This window comes from Pseudomonas sp. S07E 245, from assembly GCF_019599025.1.
In the GTDB taxonomy this organism is placed as follows: Bacteria; Pseudomonadota; Gammaproteobacteria; order Pseudomonadales; family Pseudomonadaceae; genus Aquipseudomonas; species Aquipseudomonas shirazensis.
Genome location: NZ_CP080625.1, coordinates 3636989 through 3657266 on the forward strand (window position 1 = coordinate 3636989; position 20278 = coordinate 3657266).

The following is a 20278-nucleotide window of genomic DNA, read 5'->3' on the forward strand; positions in this document are numbered from 1 at the left end:
CCCCGAGAAGCCGGCCACAAGCCGGCTTTTTAATGCCCGCAATTCACCCGCCCTCCCGCAGGTAGCCCATGATGAAAATCGTCCCGCTGCTGATTACCCTCCTGTTCGGCCCCGTCGTCATTGGCCAGACGCTTGCAGCGCCACCTGCCCGCGAGCAGACGGTCGATTCGAGCCGGCTGCAAAGCGACAGTCAGGTCTATCGCTTCAGCACCTTCAGGCTGGACTCCGACGATGGCAAGCGCCACTACCAATTGTGGGTCGGCCAACCCAACAGCCCGGCCCCGGCTGCCGGCTACCCGGTGCTTTGGATGCTCGACGGCAATGCAGCGATGGCTGTGCTGCAACCGGGGCTGTTGGAGAAACTCGCCAACGGACAAGCCCCACTGCTGGTAGCCGTGGGTTATCAGGGTGAGCAACGCATTGACCGAAACGCGCGCAGCTTCGATTACACGCCTACGGTTACTGGCTTGACCGAACAGCTCGACCCGCTAACGGGCCTGCCCAGCGGTGGTGTCGACGCGTTTCTGGACCTGCTCAGCCAGCACATGCGCCCGCTGGTCGCCAGTGTCGCGCCAATCGACACCAACCGGCAGACGCTGTGGGGCCACTCCTACGGCGGCCTTGCGGTCCTGCATGCGCTGTTCACCCGCCCAGGCGAGTTCAGCCACTACGCAGCCGCCAGCCCCTCGCTGTGGTGGCATGACGGTGCGATTGGGCGTGAAGCGCATGGCCTGCAGCAGCGTCTTGGTCAGGCTCGACCGTCCCTGCTGCTGATGCGTGGCACAGCCGAACCAGCCAGTCCGCGTGGACAGCAGCAGGCAGATGCCGAGCGGCCGATGCGTGAGCTGGCGACCGAGCTTGGCCAGGTAAACGGCCTGGACGTCTCTTACCAACGCTTCGATGACCTGAGCCACGGAGCAATGCTGCCTGCATCGCTGGCGCATCTGCTGGAAACGCTTTCAAAGTAATCAGCAGGCGGTGTGCTGCGTTATGGATGGACGTACTTGAGCACATACATGGACAAGGCGCGGAACACCTCAGCCGGAATCGCGGGCATCAGCGGGTGGGCTTTGGCCAATGTAGCGCAACACTTCTGAACCATTTTCTGGCGCACCTCTTCGATTATCAGCCCAGCGTGAACGACTTGCGCATACTGCAGATAAGCGCATGGGGAGTTGGCCTGAGCATTGCGCAGGATGCCAAACTTAACGCCCAGCTGTGGCACCTGAGCGAACGGCTGGCCCTTGAAGTCCGCCTGCGGCGTGAGCTCTGCATAGCTGTCGCAGGTACTGTGGCAGAGCACTTGGCGCTCCATGTTGGTCGGCAGGTCGCGCTGGTAGAGCGTGATTTCCGAGCCGGGCACTTGAGTGCAGGCATTCTCGAAGGCATCCAGAATCGCCTTGGCGTTGAACTGCGCCTCCTCGATCTGGGTCAATGACACCACTCGTTCAAGCTCGCTGGTTTCGATGCTTTTGACCACTCGATCAAGCGTTGCCCAATGGCTGAGTTCCTTTTGGCAGGCGATCATATGGACCTCGAAACGGTAGCCCGCTGCCGTTGCCGCCGGTGGAAATCTGGCAAATTCGATGTTATCCAGCGCCGACTCCATGATGATGTTGTACTTGTTGGCAAAGGCGTAAGCGAACACTTTTGCGCCCAGTGCCCAGATGAACTTTTCAGTGTGCTCGTACACATGGAGCACACCCTGCGCCTGCATCTGCGCGTAACTGGGGTGCAACTCACGAAACGCCGGCAGGTATAGGCGTACGTAGTTCTCATAGGACCCACTGGGTAGCAGGTTTTTTTCCAGCAGGAAGGTTTTGCCCGAGCCCTGCGCACCGGCGACGATCAGTATTTTCGGGCTCGGCAACTGGTGGTCGTCAGGGTCGAAATCACGTTGTACATCGAACAGCGTCACGCTGAGTTGATCGAACGCTTTCTGCACATCGTCATCGCTGAATGGGTATTGACTGGTCATGCGCGTGTGCTCCTTGAGGATCAGCCCGATGTCGGGGGGTCGATAGGCTGCAGCACGCTCGCCAGGCTGAGGCGGTAAATAATTGCCACCGCCGACTACGGCGAAAGTCGCAGAGCCGGCGCTTGCCAGCCCGGTGCCTCGGTGCTGTATGCTGAGCCGGTCTTCAGGGCGGGGTGCAAGTCCCCACCGGCGGTAAATCGAAAGATGAGCCCGCGAGCGCCCCGACCCGGTCGGGGGACAGCAGATCTGGTGAGATTCCAGGGCCGACGGTCATAGTCCGGATGAAAGAAGGCGTTTGGCAGGGGCCATCAGGTGCCCCTGTGCGCGCGTTTTGTTCGCCCCGAGACGTTCATCGATTTTTCACGAGGAGCGTTTCATGTCACCCAAGCACCAACAGCAATTCCCCAATGTTGCCGCCGCACTGGCTGCATTCCAGGCAGGCCGTCCGGTCCTGTTGCTCGACGACAATGACCGCGAGGACGAAGCGGACATCATTGCCGCCGCCGAAAACATCTCGCTGCCAACCATGGCCATGATGATCCGCGATTGCAGCGGTATCGTTTGCCTGTGCCTGGACGAAGCCACGGTCGACGCGCTCGAGCTGGCGCCGATGGTGAAGAACAACCAGGCCCGCCATGGCACCGGTTTCACCGTCACCATCGAGGCGGCCGAGGGCATCACCACTGGCGTTTCTGCGCATGATCGGATCACCACCATTCAGGCGGCTTTGAGCTCGAGCGCCGAACAGCGCCATATCGTCAGCCCGGGCCATGTGTTCCCGCTGCGTGCGCGCAATGGCGGCGTGCTGACCCGCCGTGGTCACACCGAAGGCACGGTCGACCTGGCGCGCCTTGCCGGGCTGCGGCCGGCCGGCGTGCTGTGCGAACTGATGAACCCGGATGGCAGCATGGCCCGCGGCGAGCAGGTGGCCTTGTATGCGCGTGAAAACAGCATGCCGATGCTGACCATCGAGGAGTTGGCCCAGTACCGCGTGGCGCTGACCCAGCTGGAAGCCGTCGCCGTCTGATCGCAACCTGACGCGGGGCGAGCCGGTATCTGCGGCCTGCCCCGTGCCAGCCTGAGCGCTAGCGCAAGCCTAGCGGACCTTTCAGGAACTGGTACAACCCCGCCGCACTCTTGCGATAGCCATCTGCGGTCAGGTGCACCAGATCACCCCGCGCCAGCCCCTGTGCCTGCCAGGTTGCAATCGAGCACGGCCCACCCATGTAACCCTGCCAATCCCAGAACAACGCTTTGTGCTTCTGCGCCAGCTGACGCTGGATGCGCACAACTGCGGCCAATGGCTGCGGCTGCCGTGCTGCACAGCTGCGCGCCTTGCGCTGCTTGATCGAGTCCGGCGGGCCGACCAGCAGGATCGCGCTGCGCGGCATGTCCTGCCGCAAGCGCGTCAGGGTGGTGTCCAGTTGCGTCTGGTACAGCGCCAGATCGAGGGTGTCGTCAAACGCCTCGTTGGTGCCGTAGGCGAGGATCACCAGGTCGGGGCGCAGCGCCTTGAGGCTGTCTTGCCAACCTGGCTGCCACTTGTCGACCACCTCCAGGCGGGCGCCGTTGATACCCAACGCCGACAAGGTCACCCCGCTGTTCTTCTGCCCTTGGATGTACCAGCCACCGAGCAGTACGCCCTGGCTGGGCTGCAAGCTCATCTGCACGGGCAAGCCGAGGTTGGGGAAGGCCGGGCTCAGTTGCCACTTGCCGGCGGTGGCCGGGAGCATGCGCCGCTGCGTGCCATTGGCCACCAGCGTGCTGTTGCTGGCTGCCTGGTACAACGCAGAGATGCGATAGCGCTGGTGGTCATCATCACGCGCTTTGAGGGTGACCAACGGCTGCGCCGCTTGCGGGATGGACAAGTAACCACCCAACGGAAACTGGCTGCTCTGCTGGTTGCGCGCCGACACCAGCGTCCACTGCCGCGGCTCGCTGTTGATGATCACCCGGTCATGGCGGATGCCGGGCACGGCGGTGGCCGGCACCAGGCCAATGCCACCGTCACCGTAACGCGCCTGCAGCAACCGGCGCAGCTCGCCGCTGAACAAGTCTGCAGCGGTATGCGAGTCGCCCAGCTGGACAATCGCCACCGGCGCTCGGCCGGCGTTGCGCAGCTTGCCCGCGAGCAGGCTGACGTTGCCGTCCCGGGTCGGGCTGGGGTTTTTTGCCTGTTTGACCGGCTGCGGCTGTGGCGGCGCGGTTACGCCAGCGCTGCAGCCTTGCATGCTGCTGATCAACAGGGCCAGGCCCAGCAAGTGACGCCATGGGCGCATATCAGTGTCCTGTAACGGTCAGGCCAGCAAAACTGATCAGCGACAGTACCTGTGCAGCGATCATTTTCTGGCCGGTAATGGTGAAGTGCACACCGTCGTCGTAGCGCACCTTGACCCGCTTGCCTTCCGGCGTTTGCACGGTGAAGGAGAACTGTTCGTCGGGGTAACCCAGAAACGGGTTGGCGGACACGAAGTGCTGGCCGAACAGCGCCGTCTGTTGTTGGTACAAGCCACTCAGGTAAGCCATTGCAGCAGACAGCCGCGGCTGGTTCATGTTCGGTGGCCCGACCCAGATTACCTGCACATTTCGCGCGCGGGCCTGTTCGAGGATAGCGTCGATCCGGGCACGGTAGGCCAGCTCCCATTCCGCTGACTTGAAGCGCAGGAACGGCTTGCCCTTGCCTTGCGGCATGTCCCATGGATCGTTGGGGCCGAGGAACACCACCATCAGGCGGATGTTCGGCTCCCGCGCCAGCGTGTCGGCGACGGTTTGCGGCCAGTTGAAAAAGCCCGGATAAGCCAGGCCGGTACTCTGCCGGCTGAGGTTGACGGTGTTGATCTGGTAACGCTTGCGCAGGCTGTTGGCCAGGTGAGGGGCGACCCCTTGCATCAACGAGTCACCGACCAGAAACACTTGGTCACCGGCGGCCAGGACCACGCTGCTAGCGGTTTGCGCCAATGGCACTGGCGCCTGCTGGATAACCGGCAGCGGCGTACTTGCGCCAGGCTCGGCCACCCTGTGCACGGGCTCGGGCCTGGCCGCAGGCAGCGGTTGTTCAAGATCAACGGTCACCACCGGCATGCTCGGCGCCAGCACGGTTGTGGCTGGCGCCGCGACCCCCTGCTTGTCGCCCTCCAGGCTGGCGATGAAACTGTCGTGCGCCGCGCCCAACGCTGTGGTCAGGCTGGCCCCGAAGCGCCAGGCCGGCGCTTGCCCAACCAGCGGCAGCTCGCAGCTCTGGTGATATTTTTGTTGGCAGTAGAGCTTGATCGAGTCCTGGTTGAGCCAGAACAAGATGCCCATCACCACCACGATCGCGTAAAGCGCCTTGGCCGCGTCCAGCTGCACGCGCAGCAATTGCCCTGAATTAGAAGCTGGCATAGATGAACCCCGGTACGCCCGACTGCGAGGCGAAGATGATCAACGACACGAACAGCGCCAACGGCACCGGGTACAACTGCCACGGCAGGCGTTGGCTGGCCGCCAGGCTGCGCTCGAGCAGCTTGAGCAACTGCGGATAAATGGCCAGATACAGCACGCAGGCAAGGATCAGCACGCCGCTGGACGAGTTCAGCCCGGCCAGGCTGACATGGGCGATATCCGCCAGCATCTCCAGGGCGCCGTCGAGGGTCGGGCTGCGGAAGAAGATCCAGGCAAAGGCCACGTAGTGGAAGGTCAGCAAGCGCGCCAGCAAGCCCGCCCCGGGCACCTTGGCGAAGCCAGGCGCCGATTGTGCGAACAGCTTGTAGATCGCCAGGCCAATGCCGTGCAGCGCGCCCCAGATGAGGAAGTTGGCGCTGGCGCCGTGCCACAAGCCGGACACCAGCATGGCCAGCAACATGTTCAGGTTGCCGCGCCAGGCGCCCTGGCGGTTGCCGCCCAGCGGGATATAGACATAGTCACGTATGAACCGCGACAGGCTGATATGCCAACGTCCCCAGAATTCCTTGAGATTGTGCGCAGCGTAGGGTGCGGCGAAGTTGTCCGGCAGGCGGAAGCCCAGCAGCAGGGCAATGCCGGTGACCAGATTGGTGTAGCCGCTGAAGTTGAAGTAGATCAGCAGGCTGTAGCCATACACGCTCAGCAACACCTGCTCGGGGCTGGCACTGCCCGGAGTGTCGAACACCGGATCGACCCACTCGCTGCCAAGCCAGGCGCTGAGGAAGAACAGCTTGACCACCGCCATGGCGATCAGCCCCAGCGCCCGTTGCGGCTCCAGCACCTGACGCATCGCTTCGGGGCGAATCTGCGGCAGCATGTGCAGGGCCCGATTGACCGGGCCGGCCACCAGGCTTGGGAAAAACGCCAGATACAGGGCAAGGTCCAACGGCGCCGCCGTGCTCAGCTCGCGACGGTTGATCGAGACCAGGTAACTGACCGAGTGAAAGGCATAGAACGACAGCCCGATCGGCACCAGCAGTTCGACGATGGGCAACGACACATCAAGGCCCAGCGCAGCCAGGGCGTTTTGTGCGCCGCTGACGAAGAACTCCTGATACTTGAATAGATAGAAGCAGCCCAACACCAACGTCAGCAGCAAACCGCTGATGAACCAGCGCCCGGGATAGCGCGCCGCGAGCAGCCCGAGGGCGTACACCAGCACGCTGTAACCGAGCAGGATATACAGCGACTGCAGGCTGAAGCTGGCCACCAGGCCATAGCTCGCCGCCAACAGCAGTGCGTTCTGCAGACGCAGGCTCCAACACAGGCTCCAGTAGAGTAGGAAGAACAACGCAAAGCAGAGGCCAAATTCGATCGAAAGGAAGCTCACAACGTAGTCCGTTACGTGACGTGGAGAGAGGGGCGGTAAAGCACCGGAATAGAGCGCGCGGGATTATGTCAGAGGGACCAGAGGGCGACAATTGGACAAGTCTGTAAAACGCAAGATGAGCACACCAAGGTAAATGCTACAAAATGCGACAGCATTTATTGCATGCCAGTAGGTCCGCTCACGCCCGTCGAATTTGCTCCGCATGCCTGCCTCTGCTAGTGTCGCGCCGTTAAGATCGCCACCGAGACCGTCGCCATGGCCCGCAAAAAAACCTCCATCGATTTCGAGCAATCCCTCGCCGACCTGCAAACCCTGGTCGAGCGTCTGGAGAACGGTGAACTGTCGCTGGAAGAGTCGCTGGCCGCCTTCGAGCAAGGCATCGCCCTGACCCGTGACTGCCAGGGCGCGCTCGCCCAGGCCGAACAAAAGGTGCAGATTCTGCTCGAGCGCGACGGCGAACTTGCCGCGCAGCCGTTCGACGCCGAGCCTGAAGCATGATCAAAGCCTATCAGGCCAGCTGCCAGGCCCGCGTCGACGCCGCCCTCGAACCGCTGCTGCAAGCGCCTGCCGAACAATTGCAGCGCCTGTATGCGGCCATGCGCTACAGCGTGATGAACGGTGGCAAGCGCGTGCGGCCATTGCTCGCCTATGCCGCCTGCGAAGCCTTCGGCACGCCGGCCGAGCAAGCCAACGGCGCAGCCTGTGCGGTCGAGCTGATCCACGCTTATTCGCTGGTTCATGATGACCTGCCGGCGATGGACGATGACGACCTGCGCCGCGGTCAGCCGACCACCCACAAGGCGTTTGACGAAGCCTGTGCGATTCTTGCCGGCGACGGTTTGCAGAGCCTGGCCTTCACCGCCCTGCTCGACCCGGGCCTGAGCCCGCAAGCCGACTCGATCCGCCTGGCCATGGTGCAAACCCTGTCCAACGCTGCCGGCCCTGCCGGCATGGTCGGCGGCCAGGCCATCGACCTCGGCTCGGTCGGGGTCAAGCTGGATCAGCAGGCGCTGGAATACATGCACCGGCACAAAACCGGTGCCTTGATCGAAGCCAGCGTGCGCCTTGGCGCCCTGGCCAGCGCCCGCGCCGATCAAGCACAGCTGGATGCATTGCAGGTGTATGCACGCGCGGTTGGCCTGGCCTTCCAGGTGCAGGACGACATTCTCGATGTCGAGAGCGATACCGCGACCCTGGGCAAACGCCAGGGTGCTGACATAGCCCGTGACAAACCAACATACCCGGCCCTGCTGGGGCTGGACGCAGCCAAAGCCTATGCCGGCGAACTGCGTGACCAGGCCCTGGCGGCGCTGAGCGGCTTTGGCGAGCACGCCGAACCCCTGCGTGCGCTGGCCCGCTATATCGTCGAGCGCCGCCACTGACAGTACTGGCAGTACCCGCTCGCGTTGCATTGGCAGCGCGGCGGCTGAACCTGTGTGAATGGGCAGTTTGCCGAACAATGGGGTAAACTGCCGGGTCTTCAAACCTATAACGACTCGCCTGATGCCCACGACGTTTCAAGAGATCCCCCGCGAACGCCCGGCCACTCCGCTGCTGGACCGCGCCGACACGCCCGCCGGCCTGCGCCGGCTGGCCGAAGCCGACCTGGAGAACCTGGCCGACGAGTTGCGCCAGGAGTTGCTCTATACCGTAGGCCAGACCGGCGGGCACTTTGGTGCCGGCCTCGGTGTGATCGAGCTGACCGTAGCCCTGCACTACGTGTTCGATACCCCCGATGATCGTCTGGTCTGGGACGTCGGCCATCAGGCCTATCCACACAAGATCCTCACCGGCCGTCGCCAGCGCATGCTCAGCCTGCGCCAGAAGGACGGCATCGCCGCCTTCCCGCGCCGCTCCGAGAGCGAGTACGACACCTTTGGCGTGGGCCATTCCAGCACCTCGATCAGCGCTGCGCTGGGCATGGCCATCGCCGCCCGCCTGCAAAACAGCGCGCGCAAGTCGATTGCGGTGATCGGTGACGGCGCACTGACCGCCGGCATGGCCTTCGAGGCGTTGAACCACGCCCAGGAAGTCAACGCCGACATGCTGGTGATCCTCAACGACAACGACATGTCGATCTCGCGCAACGTCGGTGGCTTGTCCAACTACCTGGCCAAGATCCTCTCCAGCCGCACCTATGCGAGCATGCGCGAAGGCAGCAAGAAGGTCCTCTCGCGCCTGCCCGGCGCCTGGGAAATCGCCCGCCGTACCGAAGAGTACGCCAAGGGCATGCTGGTCCCTGGCACCCTGTTCGAAGAGCTCGGCTGGAACTACATCGGCCCGATCGATGGCCACGACCTGCCGACCCTGATCGCCACCTTGCGCAACATGCGTGACCTCAAGGGCCCGCAGTTCCTGCACGTGGTGACCAAGAAGGGCAAGGGTTTCGCTCCGGCCGAGGTCGACCCGATCGTCTATCACGCCATCACCAAGCTCGAACCCGCCGACAAGCCAGTAGTGCCGCAGCAAGCCAGCGGGCCGAAGTACTCGGCAGTGTTCGGCCAGTGGTTGTGCGACATGGCGGCTGCCGACCCGCGCCTGGTGGGTATCACCCCGGCGATGAAAGAAGGCTCCGACCTGGTTGCGTTCAGCGAGCGTTACCCCGAGCGCTATTTCGACGTAGCTATCGCCGAACAGCACGCGGTGACGCTGGCTGCCGGTATGGCCTGTGAAGGCGCCAAGCCGGTGGTGGCGATCTACTCGACGTTCCTCCAGCGTGGCTACGATCAGCTGATTCACGACGTGGCCGTGCAAAACCTCGATGTGCTGTTCGCCATCGACCGCGCCGGCCTGGTCGGCGAAGACGGCCCGACACACGCTGGCGCTTACGATCTGTCGTACCTGCGCTGCATCCCCGGCATGCTGGTGATGACCCCGAGCGACGAGAACGAGCTGCGCAAGATGCTCAGCACCGGCCACCGTTACAACGGCCCGGCTGCCGTGCGTTACCCTCGCGGGACCGGCCCGAACACGCCGATCAGTGCCGACCTCGAGCCCATCGAGATCGGTAAAGGCGTGGTTCGCCGCCAAGGCAAAACCGTGGCCTTGCTGGTGTTCGGCGTGCAACTGAGCGAAGCCCTGCAAGTGGCTGAAAAGCTCGATGCGACCGTGGTCGACATGCGTTTCGTCAAACCACTGGACGAGGCCCTGGTGCTGGAACTGGCGGCCAACCACGAGCTGATGGTGACCATCGAAGAAAACGCCATCATGGGCGGCGCTGGCGCTGCGGTTGGCGAATTCCTCAGCCGCGAAGCGGTGCTCAAGCAATTGCTGCACCTGGGCCTGCCAGATACCTACGTCGAGCACGCCAAACCTGCGCAGATGCTGGCTGAATGTGGGCTGGACGCGGCTGGCATCGAAGCTTCGGTGCGGGCCCGGATGGTCAAGCTCGGCTTGTGATTGTTGGGGCCGCTTTGCGGCCCCAAAGCGCCGTACGGAACTGTCATGAAACTCGCAACCCTGGCCACCCTCCTCTCCCTCCCCAGCACCCTGCTCGCCGCCGAACCCAGCCGCGATGACGCCCTGAAGCTGCCAGACGTACTGATCAGCGCCAGCCGCCAGGTCGAATCGCGCACCAGCACCGCTGCCGCCAATACCGTGTTCACTCGCAGCGACATCGACCGCCTGCAACCCTCCAGCGTGACTGACCTGCTGACCCGCGTGCCCGGGGTGCAGGTTGCCCCCACCGGCGGACGCGGCAGCCTGCCCGGGATATTCATCCGCGGCACCAAGGCCGCCCAGAGCCTGGTACTGGTCGATGGCGTGCGTATCGCCAATGCCACCTCCGGCGACAGCGGCCTACAGTTTCTCGACATCGATCAGATCGAGCGCATCGAAGTGCTGCGCGGCTCGCGTTCGGCGGTGTACGGCAGCGATGCCATCGGCGGAGTCATTCAGATCTTCACCCGGCGCAGCGGCGGCCCCGGCCTGCAGCCACGTCTGCGCGTTGCGGCCGGCAGCAACCAGACCTGGCAGCGCAGTCTGGGCTTGTCTGGGGGCAGCGACGCGACCCGTTTCAACCTCGGTGCCAGCCTCGACGAAACCGCCGGCATCGACTCGACCGGGCCGTCGCTGGCCAGAGATGGCGACCATGATGCCTACCGTAACCGTTCGCTCAACCTGAGCCTCAGCCACACGTTCAACGAGCGCTTCGAGGCGGGCCTGAACCTGCTCGACAGCCAAGGCCGCAGTGAATACGACAACCCGTTCGGCCGTTATGACTTCGCCAGCCGCCAGACCTTCGGCCAGCAGCCCTACACCGACTTCAACGTCAGCAGCCTGGGCAGCTATTTCGATGCACAACTGAGCGATTTTTGGCATTCGCGCCTTGAGCTGGCACACAGCGAGAACCGCGACGACAAACGCGACAAGTTCAGTGACGAGCGCTTTGTGTTCAACACCTACCGCGACCAACTGACCTGGCAGAACGACCTGACCCTGAGCGAGCAGCACGCGCTGCTGCTGGGTGGTGACTGGTATCAGGACCGCGTGCACGCCAACACCGAGCTGGATCAGGACAGCCGCTGGAACCGTGCCGCATTTGTGCAGCATCGCTATCAGGGTGAGCACTTCTCCAGCGAGCTTGGCGTGCGCCGTGATCAGAACCAGCAGTTCGGCGGCCAAACAACCTGGAGCGCCAGCCTGACGTTACCGGTCAATCAGGCCAACGATGTGCTGCTGTCCTACAGCGAAGGCTTCCGTGCGCCGACCTTCAATGACCTGTATTACCCGTCGTACAGCAATCCCGACCTCAAGCCTGAGCATTCCAAGACCGTCGAGCTGCAGTGGCGCAGCCAGCTCGGCAGCGACAGCCAGTTGGAGGCGTCGCTGTACCGCACCGAATTGAGCGATGCGATCATCTTTGGCCAGGGCTCGATCCCGCGCAACGTTGCCAGCGCTCGGATCAACGGTGCCGACCTCGCCCTCAAACAGACGTGGGGTGCCTGGCACAGCCAACTCGGCCTGGCCATGATCGACCCGCGTGACCGCGACAGTGGCCACACCCTCGCCCGCCGCGCGCGCCGCACGCTGAGCCTGGACCTGGACCGCCAGTACGAGCGCTTCGGCGTGGGCGCCAGCTGGCAAGCCGTCAGCAGCAGCTTTGATGACGAAGCCAACCGCAACAGATTGGCCGGCTATGGCTTGCTCGGCCTGCGCAGTAGCTGGGCCGCGAGTGATGAACTAAAGCTGGAGCTGAAGCTGGATAACCTGCTCGACAAAGGCTACAGCCGCGCGCTCTACAGCTACGACAACAGCGCCTACGCCTACCGCGAAGAAGGCCGCCGCTGGCTGTTCAGCGTGACCTGGACGCCGGCATTGTAGCGTCGAGCAAGGCGCACAGCTTGGCGGTAGCTTCGATCATCTGCCCGCTTGGGCGCTCCAAACCGTTGTCCGGCAGTACCAGCAGGTGACCGCCAGCCGTGGCCTTGAGCTGCGGCCAGGCCCGCCAGCTCGCCAGTTGGGCCTGGTCGCCCGCGACAATCACATCAGGGTTGCGCGCCAGCACCGACTCCACACTAACCAACGGCGCCGGCTGCGGCAGGTCGGCGAACACGTTGCGCGCGCCACATACACTAAGAGCATCGCTGATGATCTGCTTGCCGCCCAAGGTATACAGCGGCTTGTCCCAGACCTGATAGAACACCGTCAGCGGCTGCTCGCGATGGTAGCGTTGCCGCAGCTCTTGCAGGCGCTGGCGCAAACCCGCCGCGTAGCGCTGGCCCTGTTCGGCCCGGCCGATACGGCTGGCGATAGCTTCGATGTGGCTGAGCAATTGTTCGAGCGTGGCCACTTCGCCATCGTAGCTGGCGATGCCCAGCCGGCGCAGTTGCTCGCGCTGGGCGGGGGCCACGGCGCCGGGCCACAACAACAGCAAGTCAGGCCGCAGGCTGAGCAGGCGCTCCACGTCCAGTTGGCCCTGGCGACCCACCGACGGCAGCTGACGCAGCGCCGCTGGCCGCTCGCCGCCGTCGAGCACGCCCACCAGCAGGTCATCGGCGTGCAGTTCGAGCATGATTTCGCTCATCGACGGCGCCAGGCTGACCACCCGCAGTGGCTCGGCGGCAACGGTGCTGCCGAGCATCAGCAGCAGGCAGCAGAGCAGCCGCATCAACCCAGCTGACGCGGGATGCGATAGAGGTACAGGATCACCACGGTGGACAACGCCAGCAGCACCTGGGGCACTGCCTCCAGCCCGACCAGCACCGACAGTGCGGCGACCCAGGCGGGGATGCAGGCGTACAGCATGGCCAGGCGGCGTACCCGCGCCAGCTCGATCCAGGCCGCGGGCTCTTCGACGCTGCCGAGCACCTTGCTGGTGTGGATCAACGCGCGCTTGTACGCGGCAAACCGAGCGAGGCTGAGAAACATGGTCGCGGCACCGGCAATGAACAGCGGCATCGCCAGCACCGGAATCAGGCCGTCACCGCCGCCAAACGCCCAGGCCATGATCGGCAGCGGCAGCAAGCCCAGTGCCAGGTACTGCCACCAGGTCAGGGCCAGCCGTCGCTTGACCTCGCTGCGGGTCACGCCTGCGGCACCTCACCCTGGTGCTCGGTGCCCATCATGTGGCCGAGCTTGCCGGCCTTGGTCGCCAGGTAATGGCTGTTGTGCGGGTTGTGACCGGTGTGCAGCGGCACACGCTCGGCAACGTTGATGGCCATGGCAGTCAGCGCCTTGACCTTGCGCGGGTTGTTGGTCATCAGGCGCAGCGACTTGACGCCCAGGTGCTCGAGCATCGGCAGACAGATGCCATAGTCGCGCTGGTCGGCGGCAAAGCCCAAACGCTCGTTGGCCTCAACCGTGTCGGCGCCGCCATCCTGCAGCTCGTAGGCGCGGATCTTGTTCAACAGGCCGATACCGCGGCCTTCCTGACGCAGGTACAACAGCACGCCGCGGCCTTCGCGGGCAATCGCCTGCAGCGCAGCTTCAAGCTGCGAACCGCAGTCGCAACGCTGGCTGAACAGCGCATCCCCAGTCAGGCACTCGGAGTGCAGACGCCCGAGCACCGGCTCACCATCAGCGATATCACCCAGGCTGAGCACGACGTGCTCGCGGCCCGTGGCTTCGTCAAGAAAGCCATGCATGGTGAAGGTCGCAAAAGGAGTCGGAAGTTTCGAGGCGGCAACAAAGACGACGGGCACGTTGTGCTCCTGATTAGTAACTTGGAATTTCACGTGGGCCGATTGTATCAGCAGGCTGACAAGCGTGCGCACGGTGAATACCGTCGGTTAAGATCGAAAGGTTCGATGCTTAGCGAGGATGTGCTCAGCGAGGCTGGCTGTCGGCAGTGAACGGATAGGGCTGCTTCCACTTCTTGAAGACCGCTTCCAGCTCGCCGCTGCGCACCAGTTGCTGCATACGTTGGTCAAACAGCTCACTCAGCGCCTTGCCTTGCTCATTGTGAGCAAAGGCAAGATAGAGCGGCAATTCTGCTACATGAGTGCGGCGAAAGCTGTCCGGCTTGGGCGCCTGGGCCTGGACGTACTCGACTTCTGTGAGTGAATCGACATAGAAGTCGACCCGGTTATGCTCGAGCATCGGCAGAATCCCTTCGCGACGCTGGATTTCCCTGAACTCATGAACATTCGGCAAGTAACTGCCGTAGTCGTAGCCGCGCACCCAGGCCAGGCGATAGTCGCCGATATTGGCGGGGGTCGGCACGGGCTTGCTGGTCAGGCCCAGCGCATAGATATGATCGACATCGAAGTGCCAGCGCGGGTAGAGGTTGTCGTCGCTCTCCTGCTTGTAGGAGCCGACCCAGGCATCCGCCTCGCCACGTTTGACCAAGCCAATGGCACGGCTGTAAGGCGCGCTCTGGATGGACACCTTGACCCCGGCGGGCTCGAACACCTGGCGCAACACATCCCACGCCAGGCCAGTGCCGTCGGCGTTGGTGTAGTCGAGCCAGTCTTCACTGACCAGATGGATCTGGCCCAACTGAGGCTTGTCGCTGGCGTTGGCAACAGCGCCGCCAAGCAGCATCAGCAACAGCAGCACCGTCGTCCTTAACCCCATCTGCCACTCCCGTATCAGGCTACCGCCCAAACTAGAACCTGCATGCCCAGCCAGGCGAACACACCGGCGAGGATATCGTCGAGCATGATGCCGAATCCACCATGCACATGTTTGTCGATCCAGCGAATCGGCCACGGCTTGAGGATGTCGAAGAAGCGGAACATGAGGAACCCGGCCAGCAACCACTGCCAACCCTCCGGCACCAGCCAGAGGGTGATCCACATGCCGACCATTTCGTCCCAGACAATGCCTTCATGGTCGTGAACGCGCAAGTCGGTGGCGACCTTGCCGCACAGCCAGAAGCCGAACAGCATGGTCATACCCAGCAGCAGCCAGTAGCCCCAGTCGGGCAACATCTGCCACAGCGGAATGAACGGCAGCGCCACCAGCGAGCCCCAGGTGCCGGGGGCCTTGGGCAAAGTGCCGGAACCGAAGCCAAAGGCGATGAAGTGCCACGGGTTGCGCCAGACCGAAGGCGGAACGAACTCCGCAGGCACCTGATTGGGGTGGTCGGTCACGGTGTCTCCCTAAAATGTTGATAGCCGCGTTGTCGCGGGGTGATGTCCTGGCCGTGTTCGTCGCGCAAAATCACGCCTTCGCCAGCCACTGCCCGGCCGATGACATGCACCGCCAGGCCAGCGTCGCGCAGCGCGGGCAGTTGCTGCGGGGGCAAGGTGAACACCAGGACATAATCGTCGCCACCGGTCAGCGCCGCCTGGCGGGCTGCCGCTGGCCCTGAAAAAGCCACTAGAGCAGATGACACTGGCACCTCGGCCAGGTTCACCTCGAGCGCCAGCCGGGATGCCTTGGCGATATGACCGCAGTCGGCCAACAAGCCATCGGAGATATCCAGCGCCGCGGTGGCCTTGCCGCGCAGGGCCTGGCCCAAGGCAAACTGCGGCGAAGGTGACCAGTACTGGGCCAGCAGCGGCGCACTGATCTCGACCGCCGCTTCGCGCTCGCCCAGCACCAACGGCAAGGCGCCGGCGGCATTGCCCAGCTCGCCGCCCACACAGAGCAAGTCACCCACCTGCGCGCCCGAGCGCAGCAGGGCCTGCCCGGCCGGAACCCGGCCAAACACAGTCATGGTGATACTCAGTGGGCCGCGGGTGGTGTCGCCGCCAATCAGGCTCAGGCGGCAATGTCGCGCCATGCGATCGAGGCCTTCGGCATACGCCTTGAGCCACTGTTCGCTGACCTCGGGCAAGGTCAGCGCCAGGGTAAAGCCGACGGGCGTGGCACCCATGGCTGCCAGGTCACTGGCCGCTACGGCCAGCGAGCGCTGGCCCAGTAGCGAGGGGTCGCAGGCGTGCGGAAAATGCACGCCGGCGACCAAGGTATCGGTAGACACTGCCAACTGCGCGGCAGCCGGCAGGTCAAGCAGGGCACAGTCGTCGCCGATCCCCAACGCAACACCTTCGCCGCCCTGCGCACAGGGCGCGGCGGCGAAGTAATGACGGATCAGCTCGAACTCACCCATGGCTGGTCAGCGCCGCAATCAGCGCTTGAACGCCTTGACTTCCGCTTCACGGACCTGCGGCGCCAGCTTGTCGAGTACACCGTTGACGAACTTGTGGCCGTCGGTGGCGCCGAAGATCTTGGCCAGTTCGACGCCTTCGTTGATCACGACCCGGTAAGGTACGTCAACGCGCATCAGGAACTCCCAGGTGGACAGGCGCAGAACCGCCAGTTCAACCGGGTCGAGCTCTTCCAGCGGGGTGTCCAGGCAAGGCTTGAGCGCGGCATCGATGTCGTCTTTCTTCGCCGGAACCCCGTGCAGGATCTCGCGGAAATAAGCGCCGTCGATGTCGGAGAAATCGTTGTCGACGCGGAACTGCGCCTCGATTTCATTCAGCGATTGCTTGGCCATGTGCCACTGATACAGCGCCTGGGTCGCGAGCTTGCGTGCTTCGCGACGCTTGGCGCTTTTCGATGGTTTGCCAGCATCCGCAGGTTTTGGATCGCGCGGGTTGAAACGATCGCTTTCGTCGCTAATCACTTGGCCTCCAACTGCGCCAGCAGGCTGACCATTTCCAGTGCGGACAGGGCAGCTTCAGCGCCTTTGTTGCCGGCTTTGGTGCCGGAACGTTCGATGGCCTGCTCGATCGAGTCGACGGTCAGTACGCCGAACGCGACTGGCACACCGAACTCCATCGACACCTGGGCCAGGCCCTTGGTGCATTCGCCCGCAACGTATTCGAAGTGCGGAGTACCACCACGGATCACGGCGCCCAGGGCGATGATCGCGTCGTAAGCGCCCTGCTGGGCGACTTTCTGTGCAACCAGCGGGATTTCGAAGGCGCCAGGAGCACGGATGATGGTGATGTCGCTTTCGCTGACGCCATGGCGTACCAGCGCATCAACGGCACCGCTCACCAGGCTTTCGACGACGAAGCTGTTGAAGCGGCCAACCACCAAAGCATAGCGACCTTTGGGGGCGATGAAGGTACCTTCGATGGTCTTCAGGGTCATTGCGGTGTTCTCATTTTAAAGAGCGAGGCCGCCCTAGGCGGCCTGCAGGAGGGTTTGGACACGAGCGTCAGGGCGATTGGCGCGCCTGTGTCACTCAGAGGGCACGTATTCTACAACTTCCAGATCGAATCCGGATATCGCATTGAACTTCATCGGCGAGCTCATCAGGCGCATCTTGCGCACACCGAGGTCACGCAGGATCTGCGAACCGGCGCCAACCGTGCTGTAGGTGCTCGGCGTCTTGACCTGGGTTTCGCCGGCGCTTTCGCGGATATGCGCCAGCACCACGTCGCCATCGAGCGGGTGACCGAGCAGCAGCACTACGCCGCTGCCGGCCTCTGCCACGGCGCTCATGGCGGCGCGCAGGCTCCAGCGGCCGGGCTGCTTGACCATCAAGAGGTCGCGCAGCGGGTCCATGTTGTGCACCCGCACCAGGGTCGGTTCTTCGGCGCAGATCTTGCCCAGGGTCAGTGCCATGTGCACATCGCCTTCGACCGAATCACGGTAGGTGACGAGGTTGAACTGGCCCAGTTCGCTGTCCAGTGGCTGCTCGGTGACCCGCTGAACGGTACGTTCGTGGATCATGCGGTAGTGGATCAGGTCGGCGATGGTGCCGATCTTCAGGCCGTGCTCGGCGGCGAACACTTCCAGCTCGGCGCGACGCGACATGGTGCCGTCGTCGTTCATCACTTCGCAGATCACCCCGCTCGGCTCGAACCCGGCCATGCGCGCCAGGTCACAGGCCGCTTCGGTGTGGCCAGCGCGGGCCAGGGTGCCGCCAGGCTGGGCCATCAGCGGGAAGATGTGGCCAGGGCTGACGATATCGTCTGCCTTGGCATCCTTGGCTGCAGCGGCCTGCACGGTGCGCGCACGGTCGGCTGCGGAGATCCCGGTGGTGACGCCTTCGGCGGCTTCGATCGAGACGGTGAACTTGGTGCCGAAGCCCGAGCCATTGCGTGGCGCCATCAGCGGCAGCTTGAGGGTCTCGCAGCGCTCGCGGCTCATCGGCATGCAGATCAGGCCACGGGCGTGCTTGGCCATGAAGTTGATGTGCTCGGGCTGGCAGCACTCGGCGGCCATGATGATGTCGCCTTCATTCTCGCGGTCTTCGTCATCCATGAGGATGACCATCTTGCCTTGGCGGATGTCTTCGACCAGCTCTTCAATACTGTTGAGCGCCACGCGGCACCCCCTTCTCGATCAGGATTTCAGGTAGCCGTTGGCGGCCAGGAAGCTTTCGGTGATGCTACTGCCCTTGCTCGGTGCGGCAGCCTTGTCACCCAGCAGCAGACGCTCCAGGTAACGGGCCAGCAGGTCGACCTCAAGGTTCACCCGACGCCCGCTGCGGTAGTCGGCCATGATGGTTTCGGACAGGGTATGCGGCACGATGGTCAGCTCGAATTCGGCGCCATCGACCTCATTGACCGTCAGGCTGGTGCCGTCGACGGTGATCGAGCCCTTGTGGGCAATGTACTTGGCCAGCTCCTTGGGTGCGCGCACGCGGAACTGGATCGCGCGGGCGTTATCGCTGCGCGAGATGATTTCGCCGACGCCGTCGACGTGGCCGCTGACCAGGTGGCCGCCCAGGCGGGTGGTCGGGGTCAGGGCTTTTTCCAGGTTGACCGGGCTGCCGCTTTTCAAATCATTGAACGCGGTGCAGTCGAGGGTTTCGCGGCTGACGTCAGCCCAGAAGCCGTCGCCAGGCAGTTCCACCGCAGTCAGGCAGACGCCATTGACGGCAATGCTGTCGCCCAGTTTGACGTCACCCAGGTCGAGCTTGCCGGTCTGGACGTAGACACGCACGTCACCGCCCTTGGGGGTCAGGCTGCGGATGGTGCCGATCGATTCGATGATGCCGGTGAACATTGGGTTCTCCTCGGAAACTGGGCGGCGTTGGGCCAGCCGGGCATTATACGCCGGTGGCCGGTTGGGGGATGGCTGTGACTCGCCAGTCATCGCCCACCGCGCGCATTTCGGTGATTTTCAGTCGCGGCGCTTCGCTCATCTTCGCCAACGGCCAGTCCAGCAATGGCCGGGCCCGGGAGCCAAGGAAGGTGCCGGCAACAAACAATTGGTATTCGTCGATCAAACCGAGCTGGGCAAACGCGCCAACCAAACCGGCGCCCGCCTCCAGCAGAATCTCGTTGGCCCCACGCGCCGCCAGGGCGCTGAGCAGGGCTGGCAGATCCACCCGGCCATCGGCGCCGGGCAACTGCAGCAGCTCATGGCCGGCCTCGGCATAGCGTGGGTCAGCGGCGGCGCCGGTGACCACCAGTACCGGCCCGGCCTGGAACAAAGGCGCAGTCAGCGGCAGGCGCAGGCGGCTGTCGATCAGCACCCGCAGCGGTGGCCGTGACAAGGCCAGGGCGGTGGTATCAGGGTCCAGGCCCAGCTCGCCGCCGCGCACGGTCATCCGCGCATTGTCGGCCAGCACACTGCTGGCGCTGGTCAGCACCACGCTGGAGCGCGCACGCAGGCGTTGCACCGCTGCGCGGGCGGCAGGGCCGGTAATCCACTGGCTTTCACCACTGGCCATGGCGGTGCGTCCGTCCAGGCTCATCGCCAGCTTGGCGCGGACGAACGGCAGGCCGTGCTCCATGCGTTTCAGGAAGCCGGGATTGAGCGCACGCGCTTCTTGCTCGAGCACGCCACTGACAACCTCGATACCCGCCTCGGCCAGGCGCCGCAGACCTCGCCCGGCAACTTGCGGGTTAGGGTCCTGCATGGCGGCGACCACCCGGGCCACACCGGCCTTGACCAGCGCTTCGGCACACGGCGGGGTGCGCCCGTGGTGGCTGCACGGTTCAAGGGTGACATAGGCGCAGGCGCCCTGGGCGCGCTCGCCGGCCTGGCGCAGGGCATGCACTTCGGCGTGCGGCTCGCCGGCGCGCACATGCCAGCCCTCGCCGACCACCTCGCCATCACGCACGATGACGCAGCCAACGCGCGGGTTGGGATGGGTGCTGTACTGGCCTTTGCGGGCCAGTTGCACGGCCAGGGCCATGTAGTGGGCGTCGAGAATCGCGGTCGGGCTGGGCATG

21 protein-coding genes and 1 riboswitch are annotated in these 20278 nt (G+C 64.0%); of the genes, 6 read left to right on the forward strand and 15 right to left on the reverse strand.

The genetic code is table 11. The annotated features are described in order from the left end of the window. Positions 1-71 precede the first annotated feature (71 nt). Complete coding sequence (locus K3F44_RS16675; RefSeq protein WP_220632618.1) at positions 72-968, forward strand: alpha/beta hydrolase; 897 nt, start codon at positions 72-74, stop codon at positions 966-968. A 20-nt stretch (positions 969-988) separates the two neighbouring features. On the opposite strand, the gene K3F44_RS16680 is transcribed toward K3F44_RS16675, so the two are convergent. Continuing rightward, complete coding sequence (locus K3F44_RS16680; RefSeq protein ID WP_220632619.1) at positions 989-1978, reverse strand: zeta toxin family protein; 990 nt, start codon at positions 1976-1978, stop codon at positions 989-991. Between the two features lie 155 nt (positions 1979-2133). Continuing rightward, a riboswitch (FMN riboswitch) is annotated at positions 2134-2275 on the forward strand. Between the two features lie 79 nt (positions 2276-2354). Between K3F44_RS16680 and ribB the strand changes: the two genes are divergently transcribed. Next, a complete protein-coding gene (gene ribB, locus K3F44_RS16685) occupies positions 2355-3005 on the forward strand; it encodes a 3,4-dihydroxy-2-butanone-4-phosphate synthase (RefSeq protein ID WP_220632620.1) in 651 nt (216 codons plus the stop codon). Between the two features lie 58 nt (positions 3006-3063). Here the strand turns inward: ribB and K3F44_RS16690 are convergent, their stop codons facing one another. The 3 genes from K3F44_RS16690 to K3F44_RS16700 are packed head-to-tail and all read right to left on the reverse strand — an operon-like array spanning position 3064 to position 6749. Then, complete coding sequence (locus K3F44_RS16690; RefSeq protein ID WP_220632621.1) at positions 3064-4257, reverse strand: SGNH/GDSL hydrolase family protein; 1194 nt, start codon at positions 4255-4257, stop codon at positions 3064-3066. Between the two features lies 1 nt (position 4258). Next, positions 4259-5359 carry an SGNH family hydrolase gene (locus tag K3F44_RS16695; RefSeq protein ID WP_220632622.1) on the reverse strand — a complete coding sequence of 367 codons (1101 nt, stop codon included), beginning with the start codon at positions 5357-5359 and terminating at the stop codon, positions 4259-4261. Beyond that, a complete protein-coding gene (locus K3F44_RS16700; protein WP_220632623.1) occupies positions 5346-6749 on the reverse strand; it encodes an MBOAT family protein in 1404 nt (467 codons plus the stop codon). The genes K3F44_RS16695 and K3F44_RS16700 overlap by 14 nt, the downstream gene beginning before the upstream one ends. A 255-nt stretch (positions 6750-7004) precedes the next feature. Between K3F44_RS16700 and K3F44_RS16705 the strand changes: the two genes are divergently transcribed. The 4 genes from K3F44_RS16705 (at position 7005) to K3F44_RS16720 (ending at position 12071) form a co-directional block, all read left to right on the forward strand. Then, complete coding sequence (locus K3F44_RS16705; protein ID WP_101322296.1) at positions 7005-7247, forward strand: exodeoxyribonuclease VII small subunit; 243 nt, start codon at positions 7005-7007, stop codon at positions 7245-7247. Next, on the forward strand, positions 7244-8131 hold the full coding sequence (ispA, locus tag K3F44_RS16710) for a (2E,6E)-farnesyl diphosphate synthase (protein ID WP_220632624.1): 888 nt from the start codon (positions 7244-7246) through the stop codon (positions 8129-8131). The genes K3F44_RS16705 and ispA overlap by 4 nt, the downstream gene beginning before the upstream one ends. A 121-nt stretch (positions 8132-8252) precedes the next feature. Further along, positions 8253-10148, forward strand: coding sequence for a 1-deoxy-D-xylulose-5-phosphate synthase (gene dxs / locus K3F44_RS16715; RefSeq protein WP_220632625.1), 1896 nt, complete (start codon positions 8253-8255; stop codon positions 10146-10148). A gap of 45 nt (positions 10149-10193) precedes the next feature. After that, positions 10194-12071 carry a TonB-dependent receptor domain-containing protein gene (locus tag K3F44_RS16720; protein WP_220632626.1) on the forward strand — a complete coding sequence of 626 codons (1878 nt, stop codon included), beginning with the start codon at positions 10194-10196 and terminating at the stop codon, positions 12069-12071. Here K3F44_RS16720 and K3F44_RS16725 read toward each other — a convergent pair. The 11 genes from K3F44_RS16725 to ribD all read right to left on the reverse strand — a co-directional run bounded on the left by K3F44_RS16725 (position 12043) and on the right by ribD (position 20277). Further along, positions 12043-12858, reverse strand: coding sequence for a cobalamin-binding protein (locus K3F44_RS16725; protein ID WP_220632627.1), 816 nt, complete (start codon positions 12856-12858; stop codon positions 12043-12045). The two genes, K3F44_RS16720 and K3F44_RS16725, sit on opposite strands and share 29 nt — an antisense overlap. Then, a complete protein-coding gene (locus K3F44_RS16730; protein WP_101322301.1) occupies positions 12858-13277 on the reverse strand; it encodes an MFS transporter in 420 nt (139 codons plus the stop codon). The genes K3F44_RS16725 and K3F44_RS16730 overlap by 1 nt, the downstream gene beginning before the upstream one ends. Continuing rightward, positions 13274-13891, reverse strand: coding sequence for a GTP cyclohydrolase II (gene ribA / locus K3F44_RS16735; RefSeq protein ID WP_101322302.1), 618 nt, complete (start codon positions 13889-13891; stop codon positions 13274-13276). Before ribA ends, K3F44_RS16730 begins: the two co-directional genes overlap by 4 nt. Positions 13892-14015: 124 nt before the next feature. Next, on the reverse strand, positions 14016-14765 hold the full coding sequence (locus tag K3F44_RS16740) for an ABC transporter substrate-binding protein (RefSeq protein WP_188036747.1): 750 nt from the start codon (positions 14763-14765) through the stop codon (positions 14016-14018). Between the two features lie 14 nt (positions 14766-14779). Continuing rightward, positions 14780-15283: a phosphatidylglycerophosphatase A gene (locus tag K3F44_RS16745; protein ID WP_101322304.1), complete on the reverse strand. Its 504-nt coding sequence runs from the start codon at positions 15281-15283 to the stop codon at positions 14780-14782. Continuing rightward, positions 15280-16245, reverse strand: coding sequence for a thiamine-phosphate kinase (gene thiL / locus K3F44_RS16750; protein ID WP_220632628.1), 966 nt, complete (start codon positions 16243-16245; stop codon positions 15280-15282). Before thiL ends, K3F44_RS16745 begins: the two co-directional genes overlap by 4 nt. An 18-nt stretch (positions 16246-16263) precedes the next feature. Then, on the reverse strand, positions 16264-16764 hold the full coding sequence (gene nusB, locus K3F44_RS16755; protein WP_101322306.1) for a transcription antitermination factor NusB: 501 nt from the start codon (positions 16762-16764) through the stop codon (positions 16264-16266). Continuing rightward, positions 16761-17237, reverse strand: coding sequence for a 6,7-dimethyl-8-ribityllumazine synthase (ribE, locus tag K3F44_RS16760; RefSeq protein ID WP_003255395.1), 477 nt, complete (start codon positions 17235-17237; stop codon positions 16761-16763). The genes nusB and ribE overlap by 4 nt, the downstream gene beginning before the upstream one ends. A gap of 90 nt (positions 17238-17327) precedes the next feature. Beyond that, positions 17328-18419, reverse strand: a complete 1092-nt coding sequence (gene ribBA, locus K3F44_RS16765; RefSeq protein ID WP_101322307.1) for a bifunctional 3,4-dihydroxy-2-butanone-4-phosphate synthase/GTP cyclohydrolase II — start codon at positions 18417-18419, stop codon at positions 17328-17330. A gap of 18 nt (positions 18420-18437) precedes the next feature. Beyond that, complete coding sequence (locus K3F44_RS16770; RefSeq protein WP_101322308.1) at positions 18438-19103, reverse strand: riboflavin synthase; 666 nt, start codon at positions 19101-19103, stop codon at positions 18438-18440. A 43-nt stretch (positions 19104-19146) separates the two neighbouring features. Then, positions 19147-20277: a bifunctional diaminohydroxyphosphoribosylaminopyrimidine deaminase/5-amino-6-(5-phosphoribosylamino)uracil reductase RibD gene (ribD, locus tag K3F44_RS16775; RefSeq protein ID WP_220632629.1), complete on the reverse strand. Its 1131-nt coding sequence runs from the start codon at positions 20275-20277 to the stop codon at positions 19147-19149. Position 20278: the final 1 nt, after the last annotated feature.

Coding starts and splice junctions, on each gene's coding strand:
- thiL (WP_220632628.1), bottom strand. CDS start 16,245: ATGGGTGAGTTCGAGCTGATCCGTCATTACTTCGCCGCCGCGCCCTGT.
- K3F44_RS16740 (WP_188036747.1), bottom strand. CDS start 14,765: ATGGGGTTAAGGACGACGGTGCTGCTGTTGCTGATGCTGCTTGGCGGC.
- K3F44_RS16690 (WP_220632621.1), bottom strand. CDS start 4,257: ATGCGCCCATGGCGTCACTTGCTGGGCCTGGCCCTGTTGATCAGCAGC.
- K3F44_RS16675 (WP_220632618.1), top strand. CDS start 72: ATGAAAATCGTCCCGCTGCTGATTACCCTCCTGTTCGGCCCCGTCGTC.
- K3F44_RS16680 (WP_220632619.1), bottom strand. CDS start 1,978: ATGACCAGTCAATACCCATTCAGCGATGACGATGTGCAGAAAGCGTTC.
- K3F44_RS16770 (WP_101322308.1), bottom strand. CDS start 19,103: ATGTTCACCGGCATCATCGAATCGATCGGCACCATCCGCAGCCTGACC.
- K3F44_RS16705 (WP_101322296.1), top strand. CDS start 7,005: ATGGCCCGCAAAAAAACCTCCATCGATTTCGAGCAATCCCTCGCCGAC.
- K3F44_RS16720 (WP_220632626.1), top strand. CDS start 10,194: ATGAAACTCGCAACCCTGGCCACCCTCCTCTCCCTCCCCAGCACCCTG.
- K3F44_RS16695 (WP_220632622.1), bottom strand. CDS start 5,359: ATGCCAGCTTCTAATTCAGGGCAATTGCTGCGCGTGCAGCTGGACGCG.
- ribB (WP_220632620.1), top strand. CDS start 2,355: ATGTCACCCAAGCACCAACAGCAATTCCCCAATGTTGCCGCCGCACTG.
- ispA (WP_220632624.1), top strand. CDS start 7,244: ATGATCAAAGCCTATCAGGCCAGCTGCCAGGCCCGCGTCGACGCCGCC.
- K3F44_RS16725 (WP_220632627.1), bottom strand. CDS start 12,858: ATGCGGCTGCTCTGCTGCCTGCTGCTGATGCTCGGCAGCACCGTTGCC.
- ribD (WP_220632629.1), bottom strand. CDS start 20,277: ATGCCCAGCCCGACCGCGATTCTCGACGCCCACTACATGGCCCTGGCC.
- ribE (WP_003255395.1), bottom strand. CDS start 17,237: ATGACCCTGAAGACCATCGAAGGTACCTTCATCGCCCCCAAAGGTCGC.
- dxs (WP_220632625.1), top strand. CDS start 8,253: ATGCCCACGACGTTTCAAGAGATCCCCCGCGAACGCCCGGCCACTCCG.